Source organism: Nocardia sp., assembly GCF_025465275.1.
Lineage (GTDB): Bacteria > Actinomycetota > Actinomycetes > Mycobacteriales > Mycobacteriaceae > Nocardia.
In genome coordinates this window covers 19,117-41,098 of sequence record NZ_JAODNK010000125.1, presented here as the reverse complement: position 1 = coordinate 41,098, position 21,982 = coordinate 19,117, and the positions used below count along the sequence as shown (strand labels likewise).

Sequence of the window (21,982 nt, the reverse complement as noted above, 5' to 3'; positions counted from 1 at the left end):
CAGCGTCAGAACGGGCCGTCGGTGTAGGCGTTGAGCACAATGCCCTTGCGGCCGTCGCCGGTGCACTCGATGGTCATGGGCATGAGCGGCCGCGGCGAGTCACCCACGATGTAGGTCGGGGCCTGCTGGCCGTTGCCGACCTCCCGCGTGCCCAGGCACTGCACCACAGCGGCATACCAGTGCCCGTCGGCGGGACAGGTGTAGGTGGCGGTATCCAGCGTCCGGTCGATGCGGCACGCCTCCTCGGCCTGCGAGGCCGGGGCGACAATCGTGACCAGGGCCGCGGCTCCGAGACCCAGGGCCGAGCCGACCGCGAGCGATCGGCGGTAAGGACGGTTCATCTTCAACTCTCTCCTTGTGCGTGGATAGATCGTCCGATGACAGTGCGGCCCCCATAGTGGCCTCATGCGCCGCTCCGGCGTGGGAGTACACGCGCACAGACCTGCGGCGGCTACGCGACGAGGAGCTGCTCCGGCGCGGCGGCCACCGGCCCGGCGCACACCAGTGTGTTCGATGTGTGCCGGAGGTAGTCCCCGGACACGACGGTCGACGCGTCCTGCGATTCCGCGGTGGCCGGCATGGACACGGCCACCAGCGCGGCGGCCGCCAAGGTCACTGCGGCTCCGATCGCGAGCCACCGGCGGCGAAGGCGAAGGCGGATCATGTCACTGCTCCCATCTGTCAGCTGATCTTGTCGATACCTTCGTCACCGCGCCCCTCCCGGATGCACTCCCCGGCGCGCCGCCGATCCCGGCCGTGTCGCAAGGAGATTCCCGCCGCGCGGCTCGTGCGCGGCGCCGGAGGGAGCCGGTGCCGCCGGGCTGTCGGAGGGGCTGGTTAACCTGTGGGCGTGGCAGATCCCGCGACGTACCGGCCCGCGCCGGGGACGATTCCTGTTGAACCCGGTGTGTACAAGTTTCGCGATGTGCACAGCCGGGTCATCTACGTCGGTAAGGCGAAAAGTCTGCGGAGCAGACTGAACTCGTACTTTGCGGACATCACATCGCTGCATCCGCGCACCCGGCAGATGGTGACCACGGCGGCCAGCGTGGAGTGGACCGTGGTGTCCACCGAGGTGGAGGCGCTGCAGCTCGAGTACAACTGGATCAAGGAGTTCGATCCGCGATTCAATGTGCGGTATCGGGACGACAAGTCCTATCCGGTGCTGGCGGTCAGCCTCAATGAGGAGTACCCGCGAGTCTTCGTCTACCGGGGTCCGCGCAAGAAGGGGGTTCGGTACTTCGGGCCGTACGCGCACGCCTGGGCCATTCGCGAGACGCTGGATCTGCTGCTGCGGGTATTCCCGGTGCGCACCTGCTCCGCGGGAGTCTTCAAGCGGCACAACCAGATCGGCCGTCCGTGCCTGCTGGGGTACATCGACAAATGTTCCGCACCGTGCGTCGGCCGGGTGAATGCCGACGAGCATCGGCAGATCGTCGAGGATTTCTGCGACTTCCTCTCGGGTAAGACCGACCGGCTGGTCAAGGAGCTGGAGCGGAAGATGCATTCCGCCTCCGAGGAACTCGAGTTCGAGACCGCAGCCCGGCTGCGCGACGACGTCCAGGCGCTGCGCCGGGCCCTCGAAAAGCAGGCGGTGGTGCTGGGCACCGGTACCGATGCCGATGTGGTCGAGTTCGCGATCGATGAATTGGAAGTCGCGGTGCAGATCTTCCACGTCCGCGACGGCCGGGTGCGCGGTCAGCGCGGCTGGGTGGTCGACAAATCCGGTGACGCCATCGACGAGGTCGAATCGGGCGGTGAGCTGCCGGTTCTGGTCGAACAGTTCCTGACCCAGTTCTACGGCGAGCAGTCGACCCTCGCGGCGCAGGCCGGTGAGGAACAGCCCGGTGCGGTGGTGCCGCGCGAGGTGCTGGTGCCGGCGCTGCCCCGGGATGCCGAACAGGTGCAGCAGTGGCTGGCCGGTATCCGCGGCTCCGGCGTGCAGCTGCGGGTGCCGCAGCGTGGCGACAAGAAGGCCCTCGCCGAGACCGTGCAGCGCAATGCGCAGGAGTCGCTGCAACAGCACAAGCTAAGGCGCGCAGGCGATCTCACCGCGCGCTCGGCCGCCCTGCAGGGCATTCAGGATGCACTCGATCTGGACAGCGCGCCGCTGCGCATTGAATGTGTGGATATCAGCCATGTGCAGGGCACCGATGTGGTGGCCTCCCTGGTGGTCTTCGAGGACGGTTTGGCGCGCAAGTCCGAATACCGGCACTACGCCATCAAGGAAGCCGCCGGCGACGGCCGCTCCGACGATGTGGCCAGCATCGCCGAGGTGACCCGGCGGCGCTTCGGCAAACTGCGCCGCGACCTGGACGCTGCGGAGGCGGCCGACCTGGCCGCACTCGAATCCGGTTCGGACCCAATGGAATCGGGCCTTCCGGGCATAGACCCGAAGACGGGCAAACCACGCCGCTTTGCCTATCCGCCCAACCTCTACGTGGTCGACGGCGGCGCACCGCAGGTGAATGCCGCCGCCGAGGTGCTCGACGAGCTCGGCATCACCGATGTCGCGGTCATCGGCTTGGCCAAGCGCCTCGAAGAGGTCTGGGTGCCCAATGAGCCGGATCCGGTGATCATGCCCCGCACCAGCGAATCGCTATATCTGCTGCAGCGCGTGCGTGACGAGGCGCACCGCTTCGCCATCACCTTCCATCGCAGCAAACGCTCCCGCCGCATGACCGCTTCGGCACTCGACGCCGTCCCCGGTCTGGGTGCGGCCCGCAAGACCGCTCTGGTCACGCACTTCGGCTCTGTCGCGAAGCTGAAGGACGCTACGGTGGAGCAGATCACCGAGGTCCCGGGCATCGGTGTGGCCACGGCGAAGGCGGTATTGGACGCCTTGCACACCGAGTAGGTCACATTCGGCGCCCGCGCGACACGCCGAGAGCATGTTGCGCGACACGCCGTCTGTGCAGGTGGAGCGGGAGAATTACAGCTGTGTCTCTCCTCGCGCGTGCGCCTGCGATGTTTTGGGTTATCGGTGCAGGATGATCGAGGGAACCCCAGACACGAACCCGGTAGGACATGACGCGCGTCGAAGCCAGTAGTAAGAACCTCGGTGAGCCACAACAGGTCGAGGTGGTCATCGTCACCGGTTTGTCCGGGGCGGGTCGTGGTACCGCTGCCAAGGTGCTCGAAGATCTCGGCTACTACGTTGCCGACAATCTGCCACCCGAGTTGATCGGCCGCATGGTCGAACTCGGTGACAGTGCCGACCCTCCGATTCGCAAGCTCGCCATGGTGATGGATGTGCGCAGCCGCTTCTTCACCGGAAATCTTTCGGCGGTAACCGAACAACTGCGCTCCGCGGGCGTGCGCACCCGCATTCTTTTCCTGGAGGCCTCCGACGATGTCCTGATCCGTCGATACGGGTTCGCGCGGCGGCGTCATCCGCTGCAGAGCGAGAGTGCCGACGGCACGCTGACCGCGGGCATTTCCGCGGAACGCCGCCGTCTGGCTTCGGTGAAGACCGCGGCCGATCTCGTCATCGACACCACCGCACTATCGATTCACCAGCTGCACCGAAAGCTGGAAGAGGCGTATGGCGGGGATGCCAGGACCGCCTTGCAATTAACAATCCAATCGTTCGGTTTTAAGTACGGAGTACCACTGGACGCCGATATGGTGTTGGATTTGCGTTTCCTGCCCAATCCGCATTGGGTCCCGGAACTCCGCGAACAGACCGGACAGGATGCCGCGGTCAGTGAGTATGTGCTGTCGCGTCCGGGAGCCCAGGACTATCTGGGTACCGGTCGCCACCTCATCGACCTCACCACCGAGGGCTACCGCCAAGAGGGGAAGCGATACATGACCGTGGCAGTGGGCTGCACGGGCGGTAAACACCGCAGTGTGGCGATAGCGGAGGCTCTGGGTGAACTACTCGGCGCCGGCGCGAACCCCGGATCGGGGGACGTGATCCGCGTGGTCCATCGGGATTTGGGGCGAGAATGACTGCGCGCGAAACGAATTCGGCGGCGAGCCGGCAATCCAATCCAGCGATTGTCGCGCTGGGTGGCGGCCACGGTCTGTACGCGACACTGACAGCGGTGCGGCGGCTGACCCGCAAGATCACGGCGGTGGTGACGGTCGCCGATGACGGTGGGTCCTCCGGGCGACTGCGTTCCGAACTCGGCATGCTGCCTCCGGGCGACCTGCGCATGGCGCTGGCGGCCCTGGCCGAGGAGTCCGACGGCATCTGGGCGCGCACTCTTCAGCATCGCTTCGGCGGTTCCGGAGCACTGGCCGGGCATTCGGTCGGCAATCTGATTCTGGCGGGCTTGACAGAGGAATTGGGTGATCCGGTGGCCGCGCTCGACGAGGCCGGCAAGATCCTCCGCATCACCGGTCGAGTGCTACCGATGTCGCCCATCGCTTTGACCATCGAAGCGGATGTGGCGGGGCTGGAAGGCGACCCGCGCGTGAGCCGTTGCATCCGGGGTCAGGTCGCGGTCGCGACCACTCCGGGCAAGGTCCGCAGGGTGCGCCTGATTCCGTCCGATCCGCCCGCCTGCACGGAGGCTACCTCGGCAATCGAGCATGCGGACGTTGTTGTTCTCGGTCCCGGCAGCTGGTTCACGAGCGTCATTCCGCATGTGCTCGTGCCCGATTTGCACGAATCTCTACTGCACACTCGGGCCCGGAAAGTGCTGGTGCTCAACCTCGCTGCGGAACCGGGCGAAACGGCCGGATTCTCCGCGGAACGGCACCTACATGTATTGTCCCAGCACGCACCGGATTTCACGGTGGACCATGTTTTGGTGGATTCAGGATCCGTACCCGAGGGTAGGGAACGCGAACATGTAGCAAGAGCTGCCGAACAGCTGCGAGCACGAGTAACCTTCGCTGATGTTGCCGAGGCCGGGACAGACCGGCACCACCCCGGAAAGCTTGCCGCCGCACTGGATCAGGTGATCCGGCAACCTCGGCCGGAATCAGCAGGTCTTCGAGTCGAAGGACGGCATATGGGCCAACACGTGCGGTCCGCGTTGGGTGGAAAGGAGCGCGTCTCGTGGCGATGACAGCGGAAGTGAAGGACGAGCTGAGCCGACTCACCATTTCACAGGTGAGTTCGCGCAAGGCGGAACTGTCCGCGCTACTGCGGTTCGCCGGTGGATTGCACATCGTCGGTGGTCGAGTGATCGTAGAAGCCGAAGTGGACATGGGTTCCATTGCCCGGCGCCTGCGTCGGGAGATCTTCGAGCTGTACGGCTACGGCTCCGATGTGCATGTCCTTGGTGCGGGCGGGCTCCGTAAAACCTCCCGGTACGTCGTACGGGTATCCAAGGAAGGCGAGGCGCTGGCGCGCCAGACCGGTTTGCTCGATGTGCGCGGTCGTCCCGTGCGGGGTTTGCCCGCTCAGGTGGTCGGCGGCAGCATCGGTGATGCCGAAGCCGCTTGGCGCGGAGCGTTTCTCGCGCACGGCTCGCTCACCGAACCGGGCCGGTCTTCCGCGCTGGAGGTGAGTTGCCCCGGTCCGGAAGCCGCGCTCGCGCTAGTCGGCGCGGCCCGGCGTATGGGCATCTCGGCCAAAGCACGCGAAGTACGCGGAACCGACCGCGTGGTCGTGCGCGATGGTGAGGCCATCGGTGCACTGCTCACCCGCATGGGTGCGCAGGACACTCGGCTCACGTGGGAGGAGCGGCGCATGCGCCGCGAGGTCCGCGCCACCGCCAACCGCCTCGCGAATTTCGATGACGCCAATCTGCGTCGCTCGGCCCGGGCCGCGGTAGCCGCCGCAGCCCGCGTGGAGCGCGCACTGGAAATACTGGCCGACGATGTGCCCGATCATTTGGCCGCCGCCGGCAAGTTGCGTGTCCTGCACCGTCAGGCGTCACTGGAGGAGCTCGGCCAGCTGGCCGATCCGCCGATGACCAAAGACGCTGTGGCAGGCCGTATTCGACGCTTGCTCTCGATGGCGGACCGGCGCGCAAAGGAATTGGGCGTACCGGACACCGAATCCGCCGTCACCGCGGAGCTGCTCGAAGAAGCGTGACCTGAACCGAGGCACCGCAACCCCCATGGGTTGCGGTGCCTCGGTCGTAACTGGAAGCAAACCGACCGTCTCCGCCCTCACATGGGGCAGGGGTGTGTCTGTGACGTTTCCGTTACGGGTTTAGGGTGAGACAACAAGGGAAACGATCCGCTTGATAGCTGAGGAGCGATAACGTGACTGTCCGGGTAGGTATCAACGGCTTCGGTCGTATCGGACGTAACTTCTTCAGGGCCGTCGAAGCGCAGAAGGCGCTCGGCACCACTGACATCGAAATCGTCGCGGTCAACGACCTCACCGATACGAAGACGTTGGCGACCCTGCTGAAGTACGACTCCATCCTCGGCCGGTTGCCGCAGGACGTCTCGGTCGACGGTGACTACATCGTGGTCGGCGATCAGCGCATCAAGGCGCTGGCCCTCCGTGAGGGTCCGTCGGCACTGCCGTGGGGCGATCTGGGCGTCGACGTGGTCGTCGAGTCCACCGGCATCTTCACCGATGCGACCAAGGCGAAGGGCCACATTGCGGCCGGCGCCAAGAAGGTCATCATCTCCGCGCCCGCCAAGGGCGAGGACATCACCATCGTGATGGGTGTCAATGATGACAAGTACGACGGCTCGCAGAACATCATCTCGAACGCCTCGTGCACCACGAACTGCCTGGGTCCGATTGCGAAGGTGCTCAACGACTCCTTCGGCATCGAGCGTGGTCTGATGACCACCATCCACGCCTACACCCAGGATCAGAACCTGCAGGACGCCCCGCACAGCGACCTGCGTCGTGCGCGTGCCGCCGCGATCAACATCGTGCCCACCGGCACCGGTGCCGCCAAGGCCATCGGCCTGGTGCTCCCGGAGCTGCTCGGCAAGCTGAACGGTTACGCGCTGCGCGTGCCGGTTCCGACGGGCTCGCTCACCGACCTCACCGTGGATCTGGCGCGGGTCGCGTCGGTCGACGAGATCAATGCCGCCATGAAGGCTGCCGCGAACGGCCCGATGAAGGGCATCCTGAAGTACAACACCGATCCGATCGTCTCTTCCGACATCGTGACCGACCCGCACTCCTCGATCTACGACGCGCCGCTGACCGTTGTCATCGACAACCAGGTCAAGGTCGCCTCGTGGTACGACAACGAGTGGGGCTACTCCAACCGTCTGGCCGACCTCATCGGTCTCGTCGGTAAGTCCCTGTAAGCGCGATGACGATCAAGACACTCCAGGATCTCCTGAACGAGGGTGTCGAGGGCCGGGGCGTGCTTGTGCGCTCCGACCTGAACGTTCCCCTCGACTTCCCTGTTTCGAGCGACCCGCAAGCGGTCGCTAGCGGCGGCGTAATCACCGACCCGGGCCGCATTATCGCGTCGGCGCCGACCATCAAGGCGCTGGCCGAGGCCGGCGCGAAGGTGGTTGTCACCGCGCATCTGGGTCGCCCGAAGGGTGAGCCGGACCCGAAGCTTTCGCTCGCTCCCGTAGCCGCGCGTCTGGCCGAGGAACTGGGCCGCAATGTCCAGCTCGCCGGTGACGTGGTGGGTCAGGACGCGCTCGCGCGTTCCGAGGGCCTCACCGACGGTGATGTGCTGCTGCTGGAGAACATTCGTTTCGATCCGCGTGAGACCAGCAAGGACGAGGCGCAGCGGGCCAAGTTGGCCGCCGCGCTGGTCGAGCTGGTCGGCGATGACGGCGCGTTCGTCTCCGACGGTTTCGGTGTGGTGCACCGCAAGCAGGCGTCGGTCTACGACGTGGCGAAGTTGCTGCCGCACTACGCGGGTGGGCTCGTCGCGGCCGAGACCGAGGTGCTCGAGAAGCTCACCGAGCAGTCCGAGCGCCCGTACGCGGTGGTGCTCGGCGGTTCCAAGGTCTCCGACAAACTGGCGGTCATCGAGGCGCTCGCGCCGAAGGTGGACACGCTGGTCATCGGTGGCGGCATGTGCTTCACCTTCCTTGCGGCGCAGGGTCTTCCGGTCGGCGGCTCGCTGCTGCAGGCCGAGATGATCGACACCTGCAAGGATCTGCTCGACAAGTACGCCGACGTGATCCACCTGCCGCGCGACATCGTGGTGGCGGACAAGTTCGCCGCGGATGCCGAGTCGAAGGTGGTGCCCGCCAACGAGATTCCGGACGGCTGGATGGGCCTGGACATCGGTCCCGAATCGACGGCTCGCTTCGGGGCGCTGCTGACCGAGGCCAAGACGGTGTTCTGGAACGGTCCCATGGGCGTGTTCGAATTCGAGCAGTTCGCCGCCGGTACCCGCGGTGTTGCCGAGGCGATCGTCATCGCCACCGGCAAGGGCGCGTTCACGGTGGTCGGCGGCGGCGATTCGGCGGCGGCCGTGCGGTCCCTGGGCCTGCCGGACGACGGCTTCTCGCACATCTCCACCGGCGGCGGCGCGTCGCTGGAATACCTGGAGGGCAAAGAACTCCCGGGCATCGCCGTCTTGGAGGACTGAGCCATGGCACGTAAGCCTTTGATCGCCGGCAACTGGAAGATGAACCTCAATCACCTCGAGGCCATCTCCCTGGTGCAGAAGATCGCGTTCGCCCTGCCCGAGAAGTACTTCGCGAAGGTCGATGTCACGGTGATTCCGCCGTTCACCGACCTGCGCAGCGTGCAGACCCTCATCGAGGGTGACCGCCTGCTGCTCACCTATGGCGCGCAGGATGTTTCGACGCACGACGAGGGCGCCTACACCGGCGAGATCAGCGGCTCCATGCTGGCCAAGCTGGGTTGCAGCTACGTGGTGGTCGGCCATTCAGAGCGTCGCCAGTACCACTTGGAAAGCGACGCAACGGTTCTGGAGAAGGCCAAGCAGGCGCTGAAGTTCGGCATCACGCCGATCGTCTGCATCGGTGAGGGTCTCGGCGTCCGTGAGTCCAAGACCCACGTCGCCTACAACCTCGAACAGCTCCGCGGCTCCCTCAAGGGCCTGACCGCCGAGGAAATCTCCAAGGTCGTCATCGCCTACGAGCCCGTCTGGGCCATCGGCACCGGCAAGGTAGCCACCCCCGCCAACGCCCAGGAAGTCTGCGGCGCCATCCGCAAGGAACTCGCCGACCTGGCGAATCCCGAAGTGGCAGCAGGCGTCCGAGTCCTCTACGGCGGCTCCGTCAACGCCAAGAACGTCGGCGAACTAGTCGGCCAAACCGACATCGACGGCGCCCTCGTCGGCGGCGCCTCCCTGAAGGGCGACGAATTCGCCACCCTCTCAGCAATCGCCGCCGGCGGCCCCCTGCCGTAACAGTTTTCACCCCCGAAAAGGCCGGACATCCGAGTGGATGTCCGGCCTTTTCGCATCGTCCCGCGCGACACCGTTGGGCGGCGTACTTTCGAATCTATGTCCAGTGACCGGAATCGGTTTGTCCCGTTGCCATTTACGATCGTGCGCAAGGGGTATGACCGGGACGAGGTTTTGAACTACTTCGATCGATTCGATGCGGAATTGCGGGTTGTGGCGGCGGATCGCGATGCTGTGGCTGCGCAGGTGAAGAGCTTGGCGGAGCAGTTGCGCGATGTGCAAGCTGCATTGCAGTCTGTGGTCGCGGAGCGAGATCGGGCGGTTGCTCAGGTGCGGGAATTGACCGCGCGGCTCGGAGGGGAACAGACGCCTCGTAGTCCCTGACCAGCGGTCGTGAATCGACACTCGCTGTGGCAGCGCGGGCAAAGACGTACGTCTTTGCGCGCGGGGCAGGAATCAATGCCGGGAGTGGCTGCCTCGCTTGGCCGCCGTAGCGTGATCAGTGCTGGGGGCGGTGGCGGCTACCTGGCTGCGGCCTTCGTGCTGCTGGGGCTGCTCGCAGCCGCACTGATTCCCCAGCCAGCGCACCTCTGACCATTCGCACGAACTGCGGCCGACAGCTCAGTTCGTGCGATTCAGCGGTTGGGTGGAGCAGCGGAACGCACCGCCGAAACTGCGGGATACCGCGAAATCGAGGTATTCGACGGTGATTCCACGTGCCTGCAACGCACTGCCGACCCGCTCGAACTCGGGATCGATGATGTAGGTGGAGGAGTCGATGGGCAGGCCGTTGGTCGCCATAGCGGCGGCCTCGTCCTCGGTGACCTCGATATGTTCCCAATCCTGCAGCGGCTCAGGCAGACCCGCGGGCAGGCGGTCCGGGCACGTGATGATCAGTCCTTCACGAACCAGCCCGAGTGCGCAGTCCAGATGCAGGACGTGCGGTGGCATCGAAACAACCGTCACCTTGAAACCATGGGGCCGAAGGTATTTGGCGAGCCACTCGCGCCCGGCGGTATTGGTGGCCATACCGGATTCACCCACGAACACGTGTTTGCCCAGCACCAGCACATCCCCACCCTCCAAAAAGGGCCCGGCACCGTTCTTCTCGCCGCCGGCCTCGAGTATCGCAGGGGAGGGCAGCGCCACATACGCCGCCGCACTGGGCATTACCCGCTCCATCAGCAGCTCCCGGCTGGTCAAGACCTCGTGCCGTCGATGCGGAAACTGCAGCACGCCTTCGATGACATGATCGCCGACAGTGAACCACGGGTCGCGCACAAAGAAATTCGCGTACCCGGTGCTGCCACCGGCCGCCTTCTCCGCGTCCGTCAGCAGCCGCGGCCGCAATACCTCGACCCCGTACCTACGCAGCACCGCAGCGAGATTCTCCCGCTCCGCCTCCCACGCCGCCTGTTCCCGGGGAAACACCTCCCCGAAATCCTTCCCGGCAATGGACAGGATCTCGCCCCGCGCGCTCTCGGACACCGGCGGCGGATGCCCGATGGCCGCCACCTCGTCCGGCGCCCGCACCTGCGACTGCGCCACGACCACCGTCCGCAAGGTCGCGAATTCGCTATCCACCCGGACCAATCCACCGTCGGACACCATTGGCGCAACGTTAACCACACTGCCGGAGGGGGTCGGATAGACACGCCGACCCCGGCTGCTGCCACAGGGCCGTCAGTGCGCCGTTAGTGCCTGGCTAGCTCCCCTGCGGATCATCACCGTATGCCCGATAAATACCTGGTCAGATCCATCTTCCTGATCGCCGGTGCGACGCTCGCCATGCTCCCGGCGCAAGCGCACGCGGACAATGACGTACACACCCACTTCCTGGGCTCCTCGACCTGCTCGCCGTGGTCGGAGCAAACCCTGACCACGCAGTAGTGCTGCCTGCAGCACTTTCTCAGGGTCGTTTGCCAGACTCGGGACCAAGTGGACGGTGCTCGGGAAGGGATGTCGATGGGACCACGGATGAATCGTCGATCGATGCTGGCGGCCGGGGCGCTGGGCGGGCTGGTTCCGGTGCTCGACGCGTGCGGCGGAAAGGATAAGCATCCCAAGGCGGTTGCGCCGACAACGCCCGCACCATTGACCGGTCCCGGCGCGGATATCGTCATGATCATTCGGCACGGCGAGAAGCCGGACGGCTCCGGGAGTCCCTACGGAATCACCGCCGATGGTGACCACGACGAGGAATCGCTGACTGTACGCGGCTGGACCCGGGCGGGCGCGCTGATCGGCCTGTTCGATCCACGCACCGCCGATGCCAAGCCCGCTCCGATCCGTGCGGGATTGTCCAGGCCCGCAACACTATTCGGCTCGGACCCGGGGTCCAGTGGCAGCAAGCGGCCGGTCGAGACGGTGACTCCACTGGCGGAGGCGCTCGGTCTGACGGTGGATCAGCGCTTCAAGAAGGGCCAGGAGGCACAGCTGGCCACCGGACTCGCACACGCGACCGGACCGGTCCTGATCGCCTGGGAGCATCAGAATATCGGCGAGATCATCGCGCACCTGGGGCCGATCAGCCCGAATCCCCCTGCCGCCTGGCCCGGTTCGCGCTTCGACATGGTGTACGTCTTCACTCGCGCCGGCAATGGGTGGGCCTTCACCCAGGTCCCGCAATTGCTCCTGTCCGGCGACGCGCCGACGCCGTTCGGCTGACTCACACTGCTGGCCATTCCATCGGTCGAGCGCCCGCAAAAGGCTTACCGTTATTGCTATGTTCGGCATTATTCGGCCCTGCCGTCACCGGCTGGGTGAGGAACTCGGACGGGCTTGGCTGGCGCAGCTGTGCGGACTGTGTCTCGCGCTGCGCGACGATCACGGGCAGAGTGCCCGAATAGCAACAAATTACGACGGCTTGATCGTCTCCGCACTGGTGGAGGCGCAATCGCCGAGTCCGCCCATACGCCGGGCGGCCGGTCCCTGTCCGCTGCGGGGCATGCGGCGCGCCGATGTGGCGACCGGCGATTGTGTGCGGCTGGCGGCGACGGTCTCCCTGGTGCTCGCCGCCGCCAAGGTGCGCGATCACGCGGACGATCACGACGGCGTCGCAGGAGCAGCCGGTATGCGACCCGCAGCCCGTCGCATCGCGCAGCGGTGGGCTCGGCAGGGTGAATCCTCCGGTGCGGGTCTGGGTTTCGACACGGCAGTGCTGCTGACCGCCGTGGACCGGCAGACGGCAATAGAGGCTGCAGCTGGTCCGGGTACCTCTCTGCTCGAAGTCACCGAACCGACCGAGACCGCGACCGCCGCGGCCTTCGGGCACACCGCGGTGCTGGCGGGCCGCTCGTCCAATGCGGAGCCGCTCGCCGAGGTCGGCCGGATGTTCGGCCGTATAGCGCATCTCGTGGATGCGGTGGAGGATCTGAGCGACGATCTCGACCACGGTAAGTGGAATCCGCTGGCCGCCACGGGAACCGATGTCTCCGAGGCGCACCGCCTGTGCTCCGATGCCCTGCTCGGCATCGAATTGGCGCTGGCGGAAGCGGAATTCGCCGACGGACGACTGATCCACCGTTTGCTGACCCATGAGCTGCGCCGCTCGGTCCACCGGACCTTCGGTGCGGAGTCGGGCTGCAGCGGCCACGGCGCGCCGTCCATAGTCGAAAGTCGCTGGCGCCGCCGCAATCCCGGCGGCTACCCACCACCGCAGGGCTACTACCCGCCCCCTGGCTACCCTCCGCAGGGTTATTACCCGCCCCAGCGCCGCCGCGGCTTCTGCGTCCCGTTCTGCGAGGGCGTGGCCTGCTGTGAATGCTGCAACTGCACTGACGACTGCTGTTGCTGCGGCTGTGACGACAGCTGCTGCGACTGCTGAGCGGAGACCGTCACGCGCGAATCAGGGTGCGGGGGAGCGGAATCAACGCGCCCACCTGCTTCTGGTAATCCCGATACTGATCGCCGAAGGTGGCGATGAGCATCCGGTCCTCGACGTGCACCCGCCACCCCAGCCACGCGATGACGAATACCAGAATCACCGTCTCGGAGCCGAATCCGGCGACCAGCGTGAGACCGGCGATCGCACCGAGAATTCCGGTGTAGATCGGATGGCGCACAAGCCGATACGGCCCGCCGGTGCGCAGCTCGTGATCCTGCTGGATCATCGGCCGCCCCGCCCACATGGTGCCGAGCGCGAGTCGCGCCCACACCATCAGGGCCGCACCGGCGATCACCAGTACCGAGCCCACATCGGTCAGCGGCGTCGATTTCCAGGTGACCGAGTCCCACATGGTGTGCGGGAGCAGATCCAGCACTACGACCAGCACCGCGAGACCGAGAATCATCCAGGGTTCGGGCAGCAGTGTGCGCAGGAAATGCCAGATCTTCCCCCACAGCGTCGTTTGCCGTACCGCCGCGAACCACACGGCGGTACCGACCCACACCAGTCCCACGATCGAAAAACTCCAGCCCGCGGCTGCCTGCAGGAAATCACTAACGCCCATGCCCTCAGCATGCCGCCGACCTGTCGCCCGGACCACCACCCCAGGCGCAATCCGCCTCCACCCGAGGGTGGATTCCTGGCCTCAGACCCCAGCGCGAAGCGTCGACAAGGAACTGGTGGCGGTGACCACTCGCACGATGCCGCCACCAGTTCCTGGTGAACTTATAGGGCCTAGGAGGACATGGTGCTGGAGCCGGTGCCGAGGGAGCCGGTGCCGACGGTAGTGGTGGTTGTCAGCGTCCAGGTGCCGCAGCCGGCGGTGTAGAAGGCGATATCGCCGGGTTTGATCTCGACCTTGACGTATCCATTGATCGCGCCGCCGCTCTGCAGGACGGCGCTGAGGTCGTCGGTAATCGCCGACAATCGAGCCCAGGCGCAGATGCTGGCAGCGGTCGTGGTGGTGTAGACACCGGGCTGAATATCGATGCCGACCTTGAAGGTCGAATCGGAGCCCATACTGCTGGCGGCGGTAGCGGAGGCGGGTCCCGCCGCGCTCAGCAGGGCGACAGCGGTGAGCGCTACACCATTGAGCCACAGGGTCTTACGCATGAATACCGGTCCCGTCGAATATGTGAAATGAAAGTGTTTCGCAGGGTAGCGGGTAGGAGGCCCCGCCGAAGCGATTCGGTACGAAAAACCGGACATCGCCGGGCGGATACCGGTCCGGAGGGCCATGATTGCCGGTGTGACAGGGGAATTCGTGGCCATTCCGGACTGGTTTTCGCAACAGAATCAGGACTGTGGGATCGCCGTCGCCGATCTGAGCGGTAACGGAATATCAGACATCGTCGTGCTGATGGTGGACGATCCGGCAGGCCAGAACACGGGCAACTATCGGGTCGGCACCGGACTGAACGACGATGGCACGGCCTCCGCCTGGGGCCCTTGGCTTTCGGTGCCCGACTGGTGGGGCTGGGAGAACCAGGGCGCAGGCATCGCCCTCGCCGATCTGGACGGCGACGGTCGCCTCGATCTGGTGGTGTTCGTGGTCGACAATCCTGTCGGCCAGAATCAGGGCTACTACCGCGTCGGGCGCAGTCTCGCCGCCGATGGCACGGTCACCGGCGGTTGGACGCCGTGGCAACAGGTTCCGGACTGGTACGGCTGGGAGAACCAGGGCGCCGATATCTGCCTCACCCGGATCGACGGGCAGCACGTCATGGTCATGATGACGGTCGACAATCCGCCCGGGCAGAACTCCGGCCAATTCCGCCTGGCCAAGGGTCTCACCGCCGACGCCACCGTCGCGGAATGGACACCGTGGGTGGAGATTCCGGATTGGTGGGGGTGGGAGAACCAGGGCGCGGGCATGACCGTCGCCGATCTCGATGGTGACGGCCGCCCGGAGCTGATCGTCTTCGCGGTCGACCATCCCGACAATGGCAATGGCGGGGTCTACACCGTCGGCTGGGGTCTGGACGGCACCGGGCACTGTGTGGACGGGTGGAGCAGCTGGTCACACGTTCCGGACTGGCGCTTCTTCCAGAACCAGGGCGCGGCAATAGCTTTGCTGCCCAGCGCCGGAGCGGTCCCGCAGCTGGTCGTCTGCACCATCGACCATCCGGACGGCGGCAATGCCGGGTATCTGCGAGTGCTGGACCTGGAAACCGATCTGGCACAGGCCCCGACCGCAGGCGTCTGGCGGATTCTCGATTTCGGCACCGAGATCAATCCGGTGCATGCCGCCCTGCTGCACACCGGCGATGTGCTGTTCTTCGCGGGTTCGGGCAACGACCCGGATCGAGAGAACGCGCACGACTTCCGCACTCGCGTATGGCATTACCCGAATGCGGGGCTCGACGCACCGGCGACGCCCATCGATATGTTCTGCTCGGGTCAGGCGTTCCTGCCGGACGGCCGCCTGCTCGCGGCCGGTGGTACCGCGCAGTACGACCCCTTCTACGGCCTGCGTGATTCGCTGCTCTTCGATCCGGCCACACTCACCTGGAATGCCCAGCCGGACATGATTTTCGGCCGCTGGTACCCGACCCTGGCGGCACTGCCGACCGGTGCCGTGGTGGCGGTGTCCGGGCTGGGCACGGACGGATACCTTTCGGAGACACCGGAATTGTTCGATCCCGCCACCCTGACCTGGTCGCAGTTGCCGATCCCCGGGCCGATTCCGACCTACGCCCATCTGATCCTGCTCGCGGACGGGCGAATCCTCTACACCGGCGGTCAGTTCGGCGTCAACAACGGTATGCACCCGTCTATCTGGAACCCCGAGACGGGCGCCCTGACCCAGGTCGCCGGCATGGTCGATCCGGAGTCGCGCAGTCAGTCGACCAGTGTGCTGCTCCCGCCCGCACAGGCCCAGCGGGTCATGCTTCTCGGGGGCGGGACCGTCGATCCGCACGGTCCCGGCACCGCGTCGGCGGACACCCAGATCGTGGACCTGACCGCCGCGACGCCCGTCTACAAGCCCGGACCCTCCATGGAATTCGCCCGTATGCATCTGAGCGCGGTGTTGCTGCCCGACCGCACCGTGCTGGTGGCCGGTGGTTCGGCCATGGAGGAGATGGCCGATATGGTCCCGCCGCACGCCGAGATCCTCGACGCCGGTGCGACCGCGTGGATACCCACCGCGCCGGAACGTGTCGCCCGGCTGTACCACTCGGTGGCGATGCTCATGCCCGACGGCAAGGTCCTGACCGCAGGCTCGAACCCGCTGCGCAAGACCGAGGAGCTGCGCATCGAAATGTTCTGGCCGCCCTATCTTTTCCGCGGCCGTCGCCCCGAACTGGAGCTGGCAGCCGGGACCGTCGGCTACGGCGGCACGCTCACCGCGACCACGGACGGGACACCGCGCGAGGCGAGCCTCATGCATCCCAGCTCGTGCACGCACTCCTGCGACAACAATCAGCGGCTGATCGATCTGCCGTTCACGGTCACCGCGCCCGGCACGCTGAGCCTGACCATGCCGTCCGGTCCGGGCCTCGCACCGCCCGGCTGGTATCTCGTAGTTGTCGTGGATATGAACGGCATACCGTCGCTGGGACGCTGGGTGCGCCTGACCGCCTGAACACTCGCTCCGGCGCGGCCTGTGCCGCGTCGCTACCGGGCATGACGGGTAGCGACGCGATAGGTTCGGGGCCGCAGACGGAGGAGTGTGCATGAACACCACGGAGCCCCGGGTCGTTCCATCGACCCATCTGATGGTCGGGCGGATGCCGGTCCGGACCGCGGTCGTCGTCGGCGCGCTCGGCGTCGTCTTCGGCGATATCGGTACCAGTCCGATCTACACCATTCAGACGGTATTCAATCCCGACGATCCGCACCCGATACCGCTCGATTCCGCGAATGTCTACGGCGTTGTCTCACTGATCTTCTGGTCGGTGATGGCGATTGTCACCCTGACCTACGTCACGCTGGTGATGCACGCCGACAATGACGGCGAGGGCGGCATCATGGCGCTGATCACGCTGCTGCGGCGCACGGGCGGGGGCAGCGGCCGGACCGCCGTACTGCTGGCCGGGCTCGGAATCTTCGGCGCCGCACTGTTCTTCGGCGACAGCATGATCACCCCTGCCATCTCCGTGCTGTCCGCGGTGGAAGGTATGAAGGTCGTCCGGCCGGGGCTGGCCGATTTCGTGGTGCCAGCCACCGTGGTGATCATTCTGGTGCTGTTCCTGGTGCAGCGACTCGGCACCGCGGCCGTGGGCCGACTCTTCGGGCCGGTGATGATCGCCTGGTTCCTGGTGATCGGAGCCTGCGGCGTGGGCGGGATCGTCGACCATCCGCAGATCCTGAAGGCGCTGTCGCCGACCTATGCGCTCGGATTCATGTTCGGGCACTTCGGCATTGCCTTCTTCGCCCTGGCGGCGGTGGTCCTGTCGGTCACCGGCGCGGAGGCGCTGTATGCCGATATGGGCCATTTCGGCCGCCGCGCGATCACGCGTGGCTGGCTCGGTCTGGTGCTGCCGGCGTGCACCCTGAGCTATCTCGGGCAGGGCGCCCTGCTGCTCGGTGATCAGTCCGCGGTGAACAGCCCGTTCTTCCTGCTCGCCCCCGGCTGGGCGCGGCTGCCGATGGTGCTGCTCGCGACGGCCGCCACGGTGATCGCGTCACAAGCGGTGATCACCGGCGCGTATTCGGTTGCGGCACAGGCGGCCCACCTCGGTTATCTGCCGCGATTGCGCGTGGAGCACACCTCGGAGTCGACCATCGGGCAGATCTATGTGCCGTGGATCAACTGGGTGCTGATGGTCTCGGTCATCACCCTGGTATTCGCCTTCCGCAGCTCGGCGGCGCTCGCGTTCGCGTTCGGTATGGCGGTGACCGCGACGATCACCATCACCACGCTGCTGTTCTTCTATATCGCCCGGACCCGGTGGGGCACCCCGCTGTGGCTGGTAATACTGGGCGCGGTTCCGCTGCTGGTGATCGATCTGCTGTTCCTGGCGGCCAATCTGACCAAGCTGGTGCACGGCGCCTGGCTGCCGCTGCTGATCGGCATCTCCACCTTCACCGCCATGACGACCTGGCGGCGCGGGCGCGAAATCGTCACTCGCGCAAGGGAGGAGAAGGAAGGCCCGCTGCCCGAGTTCATCGATGCGCTGCACGAGAAACGATTGCCGGTCATTCGGATCCCGGGTACCGCGGTATTCCTCAGCCGCAGCAATGAGACCGCGCCCCTGGCGATGCGAGCCATCGTGGAACACAATCGCGTGCTGGCGGACCACGTGGTGATCGTGTCCATCGTGACGCTGCCGGTGCCGCGAATTCCCGATTCCGAGCGCACCGAGATCGACGAGCTGGTCTACGCCGATGACGGAATCATCCACGTGACAGCGTCTTTCGGGTATATGGAGAAGCCGAATATCCCTGGCACGCTGCGCACGCTCGATCCGGCGAAGACCGAGGGCCCGATATCCGTCGACGACGCCTCCTACTTCCTGTCCAAGATCGAACTGAAGAAGGGCGACGCGCCGACCATGGCGGCCTGGCGCAAGAGCCTGTTCATCGCGACGTCGCACATCACCGCGGCCGCCGATGAATACTTCGGCTTGCCCGGCGAGCGTACGGTACTCATCGGGTCACGAATCGAGGTGTAAGGCAACGGGAGTGGGCTACGCGACGGGATTGCGCACGCCGAATCGGTCTTCGAAGGCCGATCGGTTCGCTGAGACGGCAGCGCGGTCCCAGACCGCGAAGACCACCCGGTCGAAGGCGGCCCCGTGGATGCGCAGCGCCTGGTCGAACGCTGCGGCGACGTCCGCGGGGTCATTGCGGAAGACTCCGCAGCCCCAGGCCCCGAGCACCAGCTCGCGGACCCCGTGCCGAGCGGCTATGGCCAGCACACGCTCGGCCCGCTCGTTCAGCACCTCGCGCACCGAAATCGGTTGCTGCGCACGCAATGCCAGCTGACCGGCATTGGGAGCGGGTGAGGTCAGGAACGCGACCGGATACGGATCGGCCCGGAGTGCGCCGCGGCGATCGCGAATGACGGGCACGGCGGGGGAGAAGATGACCCGGTGGCTGTAGTGCAGATCGTTCGAAGCCCGGTGCGCCGCATAGTAATCAGGCGCCTCGAGCAGGCAGCGATACAGCAGCGCGCTGCGGCACAGATCCTCCTCCTGCGCTCGCGCACCGCCCAGGTACCCGCCGCCGGGATTGCGCGCCGACGCGAAATTGAGCACGCCGATGGATGTTCCGCCGCCCTCGCTCAGCCGCCGCGCCGCTTCGATACTGCCCTCGGCGGTCACCTCCGGCGTGCCGCCGAAAGGACCGTGCGCCGCACCGATGACGGTGCCGCCGGGAGCGTAGGAGACCGTTCCGGCTCGCGCCTCCGCCAGCGCTGCCCCGATCTCGACCTCGATTCCGGTGTCGGTCCGGTAGCTGCCGCGTTCGGCGATCTCCTCGTTCTGCACGGCAATGTATTTGGGACTACTACTCATTCCAGTGACCGTACGGACTGCGCCGCATTCGAGCATCCGAATTTTGGTCACCTCTACTAAATCGGCCGAGGATCCACCCGGGTTCCACCCGCGGGTGGTGGGGCCAGGCCCCCGCATCGCCGAATGTTGAAGGCATGAACTTGCAGAACGCGGTAGTCGAAGGCGTCGTCGTGGTGCTGGTGGTCGGCTGGATCGTGTACCGGCAGACCCAGTGGCAGGTGCTGGATCCGATGCGGATGTGGCGCGGGCCGATCATTCTCGGCGTGGTGGGCGTGCTCCAGATGAAGACGGTGCTCGCGAGCAATACCCTCGGCGGTGCGGCAGTCGGGCTGCTGGTGCTGTCCGCAGTCCTGAGCCTGGGCGTCGGCCTGGCCATGGGCTCGGTATCGCAGGTGCGCTGGATGGACGGTAAATGGCAGGCGCGCACCGGATGGCTCGGCTCGCTGCTGTGGTTGGTCCTGCTGGCGGTGCGTATCGGGGTCGAGGTGTGCGCGCGGTCGGTCGGCGCGGGGGTGGTCGCCTCGGTCGGCGCCATTCTTCTCATGCTGGCGCTCAATCGTGCCGGTCGCGGCGTGGTCCTGGCCCGTCGTGCCGGACTCTCGCGGATGGTTGCGGCAGACTGACATCGATGATCGTCGCAACGTCCACCGGAGCCACCACGGGCCTGACCAGGCTGTTCCGCCTGGTCGGGCTCATTGCCGTGGTGCTGGGGTCCGTCGATGCGGTGTCGTGGCACCCGCTGTGGGTGTCGGTGCTCATCGTGCTGTCGTGGATCGGCTGGGCGGGATGGGTGACGACCCCCGCCGACGCCTCGAATGGGGCATTGAATATCGAGCGAATCTCGTTGTGCGCCATGGCTATCGGAGGCGGCGCGACAGCTGCGCAGTCGAACGGCTCGATGATCACGGCGCTGGCGACGGTGCTGGGGGCGACCGCCCTGCTGAGTAAGCCGGCCTGGTTCGGTTACGGCTTGGCCGCGCTGACCGTGGTCCTCATGTTCGTTTCGAGTCTTGTGGTGGCGGGCGAGCGGCCGCGTTCGCTGCTGGGCCTGCTGACCGGGGTGGTGATCCTGGCACTGATGGGCTGGGCCCGCCGGCAGACGCGCATTGCCGCCGAGCAGAATCGATTACTGGTCGAGCAGAACCGGGTGATTCGCGCCGAACGTGATCGCGCGGCCGCCATGGCCGAACGCGGTCGCATCGCCCGCGATATCCACGACGTACTCGCGCACACCCTCGGCGGGCTGGTCATGCAGCTCGATGCCGCCGACGCCCTGCTCGAAGCCGGTGCGGTGGAGCAGGCAGCCGAACGGGTGAAGGCCTCGCACACGCTGGCGGTCTCCGGATTGGCCGACGCTCGCCGGGTGGTCGGCGCCCTGCGGTCGGAGGGATTCGATCTCACCACCGAATTGCCGCGCCTGGCCGGGGAACATCGTGCGGCCGGTGGCGAAGTCGAGCTCGCGGTGGATGCGGCCACGGGCCGAGCGAGCGAACAGGTCGAGATGGCGATCTCCCGGGTGGTGCAGGAGGCGCTGACCAATGCCCGCAAACACGCTCCCGGACAGCCGGTTACGCTCACCCTGCACGGCAGCGCCACCGAGGTGGAACTCGTGGTCTCGAATCCGCTTTCCGCACACGGGGGTTCGCTGCGGCACTCCGGATCGGGAGCCGGACTGCTGGGTATGGGTGAACGGATTGCCGCGGTCGGCGGCACGGTGCGGGCGGGCAAGGAGGACGGTCGATGGACAGTGCGAATCCGGGCGCCACGCCGGTGATCACGGTGGTGGTCGCCGATGATCAGACCACCGTGCGCGACGGACTCACCACGGTGCTGTCGCTGCTGCCGGATATCGAGGTGGTGGGCGAGGCCCGCGACGGCGCGGAGGCGGTCGAACTGGTGCGCCGCCTGGAACCCCGTGTGGTGCTGATGGATCTGCGCATGCCCGGTGTGGACGGAGCATCCGCCACGGCCGCCATCACGGCCTCACATCCGGGCACTGCGGTATTGGTGCTCACCACCTACGCCGACGACGCCTCGATCGCCGGTGCGCTACGGGCCGGCGCCCGCGGCTATCTCACCAAGGATGCGGGCCGCGCCGAGATCGCCGCCGCCATTCGCTCGGTCGCCAGCGGGCACACCACCCTGGCCGCCGATGTCGGCCGTCGCCTGGTCGCCGTGCTGGACACCCCGGCCACACCCGCCGTGGATCTCACCGATCGGGAACTCGAGGTATTGCGCCTGATGTCCCAGGGCCGCAACAACACCGAGATCGCCAAGGAGTTGTTCATCGGTGTCAGCACGGTGAAGAGTCACATCAATTCGCTCTTCGCCAAGCTCGGTGTCCGCGATCGCGGACAGGCCATCGCCTACGCGCATCGCGCCGGTCTGGCCCGCTGATGCTGTCGCCGCAC

22 protein-coding genes and 1 pseudogene are annotated in these 21,982 nt (G+C 66.3%); 17 read left to right on the top strand and 6 right to left on the bottom strand.

Annotated elements, in window-relative coordinates; genetic code table 11:
* Positions 1-5: 5 nt before the first annotated feature.
* A complete protein-coding gene (locus tag JWN03_RS27340; protein WP_297621042.1) occupies positions 6-341 on the bottom strand; it encodes a hypothetical protein in 336 nt (111 codons plus the stop codon).
* A 110-nt stretch (positions 342-451) separates the two neighbouring features.
* The gene (locus JWN03_RS27335; RefSeq protein WP_297621040.1) at positions 452-664 is read right to left on the bottom strand and encodes a hypothetical protein; all 213 of its coding nucleotides are present in this window, start codon (positions 662-664) and stop codon (positions 452-454) included.
* A gap of 186 nt (positions 665-850) precedes the next feature.
* Between JWN03_RS27335 and uvrC the strand changes: the two genes are divergently transcribed.
* The 9 genes and pseudogenes from uvrC to JWN03_RS27290 all read left to right on the top strand — a co-directional run bounded on the left by uvrC (position 851) and on the right by JWN03_RS27290 (position 9,818).
* Positions 851-2,857, top strand: a complete 2,007-nt coding sequence (gene uvrC / locus JWN03_RS27330) for an excinuclease ABC subunit UvrC (RefSeq protein ID WP_297621038.1) — start codon at positions 851-853, stop codon at positions 2,855-2,857.
* 170 nt (positions 2,858-3,027) lie between these two features.
* Entirely contained in the window at positions 3,028-3,954 is a 927-nt protein-coding gene (rapZ, locus tag JWN03_RS27325; RefSeq protein WP_297621036.1) for an RNase adapter RapZ, read from the top strand.
* Positions 3,951-5,021 (top strand): gluconeogenesis factor YvcK family protein, encoded by a 1,071-nt coding sequence (locus JWN03_RS27320; RefSeq protein WP_297621034.1) that lies wholly within the window; start codon positions 3,951-3,953, stop codon positions 5,019-5,021. The genes rapZ and JWN03_RS27320 overlap by 4 nt, the downstream gene beginning before the upstream one ends.
* Entirely contained in the window at positions 5,012-5,995 is a 984-nt protein-coding gene (gene whiA, locus JWN03_RS27315) for a DNA-binding protein WhiA (RefSeq protein WP_067564519.1), read from the top strand. The genes JWN03_RS27320 and whiA overlap by 10 nt, the downstream gene beginning before the upstream one ends.
* Before the next feature lie 173 nt (positions 5,996-6,168).
* Positions 6,169-7,185 (top strand): type I glyceraldehyde-3-phosphate dehydrogenase, encoded by a 1,017-nt coding sequence (gap, locus tag JWN03_RS27310; RefSeq protein ID WP_297621029.1) that lies wholly within the window; start codon positions 6,169-6,171, stop codon positions 7,183-7,185.
* A gap of 5 nt (positions 7,186-7,190) precedes the next feature.
* Positions 7,191-8,438: a phosphoglycerate kinase gene (locus tag JWN03_RS27305; RefSeq protein ID WP_297621026.1), complete on the top strand. Its 1,248-nt coding sequence runs from the start codon at positions 7,191-7,193 to the stop codon at positions 8,436-8,438.
* A 3-nt stretch (positions 8,439-8,441) separates the two neighbouring features.
* On the top strand, positions 8,442-9,227 hold the full coding sequence (tpiA, locus tag JWN03_RS27300; RefSeq protein WP_297621023.1) for a triose-phosphate isomerase: 786 nt from the start codon (positions 8,442-8,444) through the stop codon (positions 9,225-9,227).
* A gap of 96 nt (positions 9,228-9,323) precedes the next feature.
* Positions 9,324-9,542: pseudogene (locus tag JWN03_RS27295) on the top strand (hypothetical protein); the annotation flags it as partial.
* 150 nt (positions 9,543-9,692) lie between these two features.
* On the top strand, positions 9,693-9,818 hold the full coding sequence (locus JWN03_RS27290; protein ID WP_297621020.1) for a hypothetical protein: 126 nt from the start codon (positions 9,693-9,695) through the stop codon (positions 9,816-9,818).
* Positions 9,819-9,845: 27 nt separating this feature from the next.
* Here JWN03_RS27290 and JWN03_RS27285 read toward each other — a convergent pair whose 3' ends face one another.
* Positions 9,846-10,835 (bottom strand): dimethylarginine dimethylaminohydrolase family protein, encoded by a 990-nt coding sequence (locus tag JWN03_RS27285; protein ID WP_297621017.1) that lies wholly within the window; start codon positions 10,833-10,835, stop codon positions 9,846-9,848.
* A 120-nt stretch (positions 10,836-10,955) separates the two neighbouring features.
* On the opposite strand from JWN03_RS27285, the gene JWN03_RS27280 reads away from it, so the two are divergent.
* From JWN03_RS27280 to JWN03_RS27270, 3 genes are all read left to right on the top strand, one after another.
* Positions 10,956-11,114, top strand: coding sequence for a hypothetical protein (locus tag JWN03_RS27280; RefSeq protein WP_297621015.1), 159 nt, complete (start codon positions 10,956-10,958; stop codon positions 11,112-11,114).
* An 87-nt stretch (positions 11,115-11,201) separates the two neighbouring features.
* On the top strand, positions 11,202-11,891 hold the full coding sequence (locus tag JWN03_RS27275; protein WP_297621013.1) for a histidine phosphatase family protein: 690 nt from the start codon (positions 11,202-11,204) through the stop codon (positions 11,889-11,891).
* A gap of 58 nt (positions 11,892-11,949) precedes the next feature.
* Entirely contained in the window at positions 11,950-13,050 is a 1,101-nt protein-coding gene (locus JWN03_RS27270; RefSeq protein ID WP_297621011.1) for a DUF5685 family protein, read from the top strand.
* A 10-nt stretch (positions 13,051-13,060) separates the two neighbouring features.
* Here the strand turns inward: JWN03_RS27270 and JWN03_RS27265 are convergent, their stop codons facing one another.
* A complete protein-coding gene (locus JWN03_RS27265; RefSeq protein WP_297621009.1) occupies positions 13,061-13,675 on the bottom strand; it encodes a methyltransferase family protein in 615 nt (204 codons plus the stop codon).
* 170 nt (positions 13,676-13,845) lie between these two features.
* Positions 13,846-14,223 carry a hypothetical protein gene (locus tag JWN03_RS27260; protein WP_297621006.1) on the bottom strand — a complete coding sequence of 126 codons (378 nt, stop codon included), beginning with the start codon at positions 14,221-14,223 and terminating at the stop codon, positions 13,846-13,848.
* 136 nt (positions 14,224-14,359) lie between these two features.
* Between JWN03_RS27260 and JWN03_RS27255 the strand changes: the two genes are divergently transcribed.
* Positions 14,360-16,696 carry a galactose oxidase-like domain-containing protein gene (locus JWN03_RS27255; RefSeq protein ID WP_297621003.1) on the top strand — a complete coding sequence of 779 codons (2,337 nt, stop codon included), beginning with the start codon at positions 14,360-14,362 and terminating at the stop codon, positions 16,694-16,696.
* A gap of 133 nt (positions 16,697-16,829) precedes the next feature.
* Positions 16,830-18,728, top strand: a complete 1,899-nt coding sequence (locus tag JWN03_RS27250; RefSeq protein WP_297621050.1) for a potassium transporter Kup — start codon at positions 16,830-16,832, stop codon at positions 18,726-18,728.
* Positions 18,729-18,743: 15 nt separating this feature from the next.
* Here JWN03_RS27250 and JWN03_RS27245 read toward each other — a convergent pair whose 3' ends face one another.
* Positions 18,744-19,571, bottom strand: coding sequence for a TIGR02452 family protein (locus tag JWN03_RS27245; protein ID WP_297621000.1), 828 nt, complete (start codon positions 19,569-19,571; stop codon positions 18,744-18,746).
* Between the two features lie 134 nt (positions 19,572-19,705).
* Here JWN03_RS27245 and JWN03_RS27240 point away from each other — a divergent pair, with 134 nt between their 5' ends.
* The 3 genes from JWN03_RS27240 to JWN03_RS27230 are packed head-to-tail and all read left to right on the top strand — an operon-like array spanning position 19,706 to position 21,968.
* The gene (locus tag JWN03_RS27240) at positions 19,706-20,194 is read left to right on the top strand and encodes a hypothetical protein (RefSeq protein WP_297620997.1); all 489 of its coding nucleotides are present in this window, start codon (positions 19,706-19,708) and stop codon (positions 20,192-20,194) included.
* 5 nt (positions 20,195-20,199) lie between these two features.
* Complete coding sequence (locus tag JWN03_RS27235; protein ID WP_297620994.1) at positions 20,200-21,345, top strand: sensor histidine kinase; 1,146 nt, start codon at positions 20,200-20,202, stop codon at positions 21,343-21,345.
* Positions 21,312-21,968 (top strand): response regulator transcription factor, encoded by a 657-nt coding sequence (locus JWN03_RS27230; RefSeq protein WP_297620991.1) that lies wholly within the window; start codon positions 21,312-21,314, stop codon positions 21,966-21,968. The genes JWN03_RS27235 and JWN03_RS27230 overlap by 34 nt, the downstream gene beginning before the upstream one ends.
* Positions 21,969-21,982 lie beyond the last annotated feature (14 nt).

What these genes read in the sequence shown, in the direction of transcription:
- JWN03_RS27340 (WP_297621042.1), bottom strand. Translation starts at nt 341, where the DNA reads ATGAACCGTCCTTACCGCCGATCGCTCGCGGTCGGCTCGGCCCTGGGT.
- JWN03_RS27335 (WP_297621040.1), bottom strand. Translation starts at nt 664, where the DNA reads ATGATCCGCCTTCGCCTTCGCCGCCGGTGGCTCGCGATCGGAGCCGCA.
- rapZ (WP_297621036.1), top strand. Translation starts at nt 3,028, where the DNA reads ATGACGCGCGTCGAAGCCAGTAGTAAGAACCTCGGTGAGCCACAACAG.
- JWN03_RS27320 (WP_297621034.1), top strand. Translation starts at nt 3,951, where the DNA reads ATGACTGCGCGCGAAACGAATTCGGCGGCGAGCCGGCAATCCAATCCA.
- JWN03_RS27305 (WP_297621026.1), top strand. Translation starts at nt 7,191, where the DNA reads ATGACGATCAAGACACTCCAGGATCTCCTGAACGAGGGTGTCGAGGGC.
- tpiA (WP_297621023.1), top strand. Translation starts at nt 8,442, where the DNA reads ATGGCACGTAAGCCTTTGATCGCCGGCAACTGGAAGATGAACCTCAAT.
- JWN03_RS27285 (WP_297621017.1), bottom strand. Translation starts at nt 10,835, where the DNA reads ATGGTGTCCGACGGTGGATTGGTCCGGGTGGATAGCGAATTCGCGACC.
- JWN03_RS27280 (WP_297621015.1), top strand. Translation starts at nt 10,956, where the DNA reads ATGCCCGATAAATACCTGGTCAGATCCATCTTCCTGATCGCCGGTGCG.
- JWN03_RS27275 (WP_297621013.1), top strand. Translation starts at nt 11,202, where the DNA reads ATGAATCGTCGATCGATGCTGGCGGCCGGGGCGCTGGGCGGGCTGGTT.
- JWN03_RS27270 (WP_297621011.1), top strand. Translation starts at nt 11,950, where the DNA reads ATGTTCGGCATTATTCGGCCCTGCCGTCACCGGCTGGGTGAGGAACTC.
- JWN03_RS27265 (WP_297621009.1), bottom strand. Translation starts at nt 13,675, where the DNA reads ATGGGCGTTAGTGATTTCCTGCAGGCAGCCGCGGGCTGGAGTTTTTCG.
- JWN03_RS27260 (WP_297621006.1), bottom strand. Translation starts at nt 14,223, where the DNA reads ATGCGTAAGACCCTGTGGCTCAATGGTGTAGCGCTCACCGCTGTCGCC.
- JWN03_RS27250 (WP_297621050.1), top strand. Translation starts at nt 16,830, where the DNA reads ATGGTCGGGCGGATGCCGGTCCGGACCGCGGTCGTCGTCGGCGCGCTC.
- JWN03_RS27245 (WP_297621000.1), bottom strand. Translation starts at nt 19,571, where the DNA reads ATGAGTAGTAGTCCCAAATACATTGCCGTGCAGAACGAGGAGATCGCC.
- JWN03_RS27240 (WP_297620997.1), top strand. Translation starts at nt 19,706, where the DNA reads ATGAACTTGCAGAACGCGGTAGTCGAAGGCGTCGTCGTGGTGCTGGTG.
- JWN03_RS27235 (WP_297620994.1), top strand. Translation starts at nt 20,200, where the DNA reads ATGATCGTCGCAACGTCCACCGGAGCCACCACGGGCCTGACCAGGCTG.
- JWN03_RS27230 (WP_297620991.1), top strand. Translation starts at nt 21,312, where the DNA reads ATGGACAGTGCGAATCCGGGCGCCACGCCGGTGATCACGGTGGTGGTC.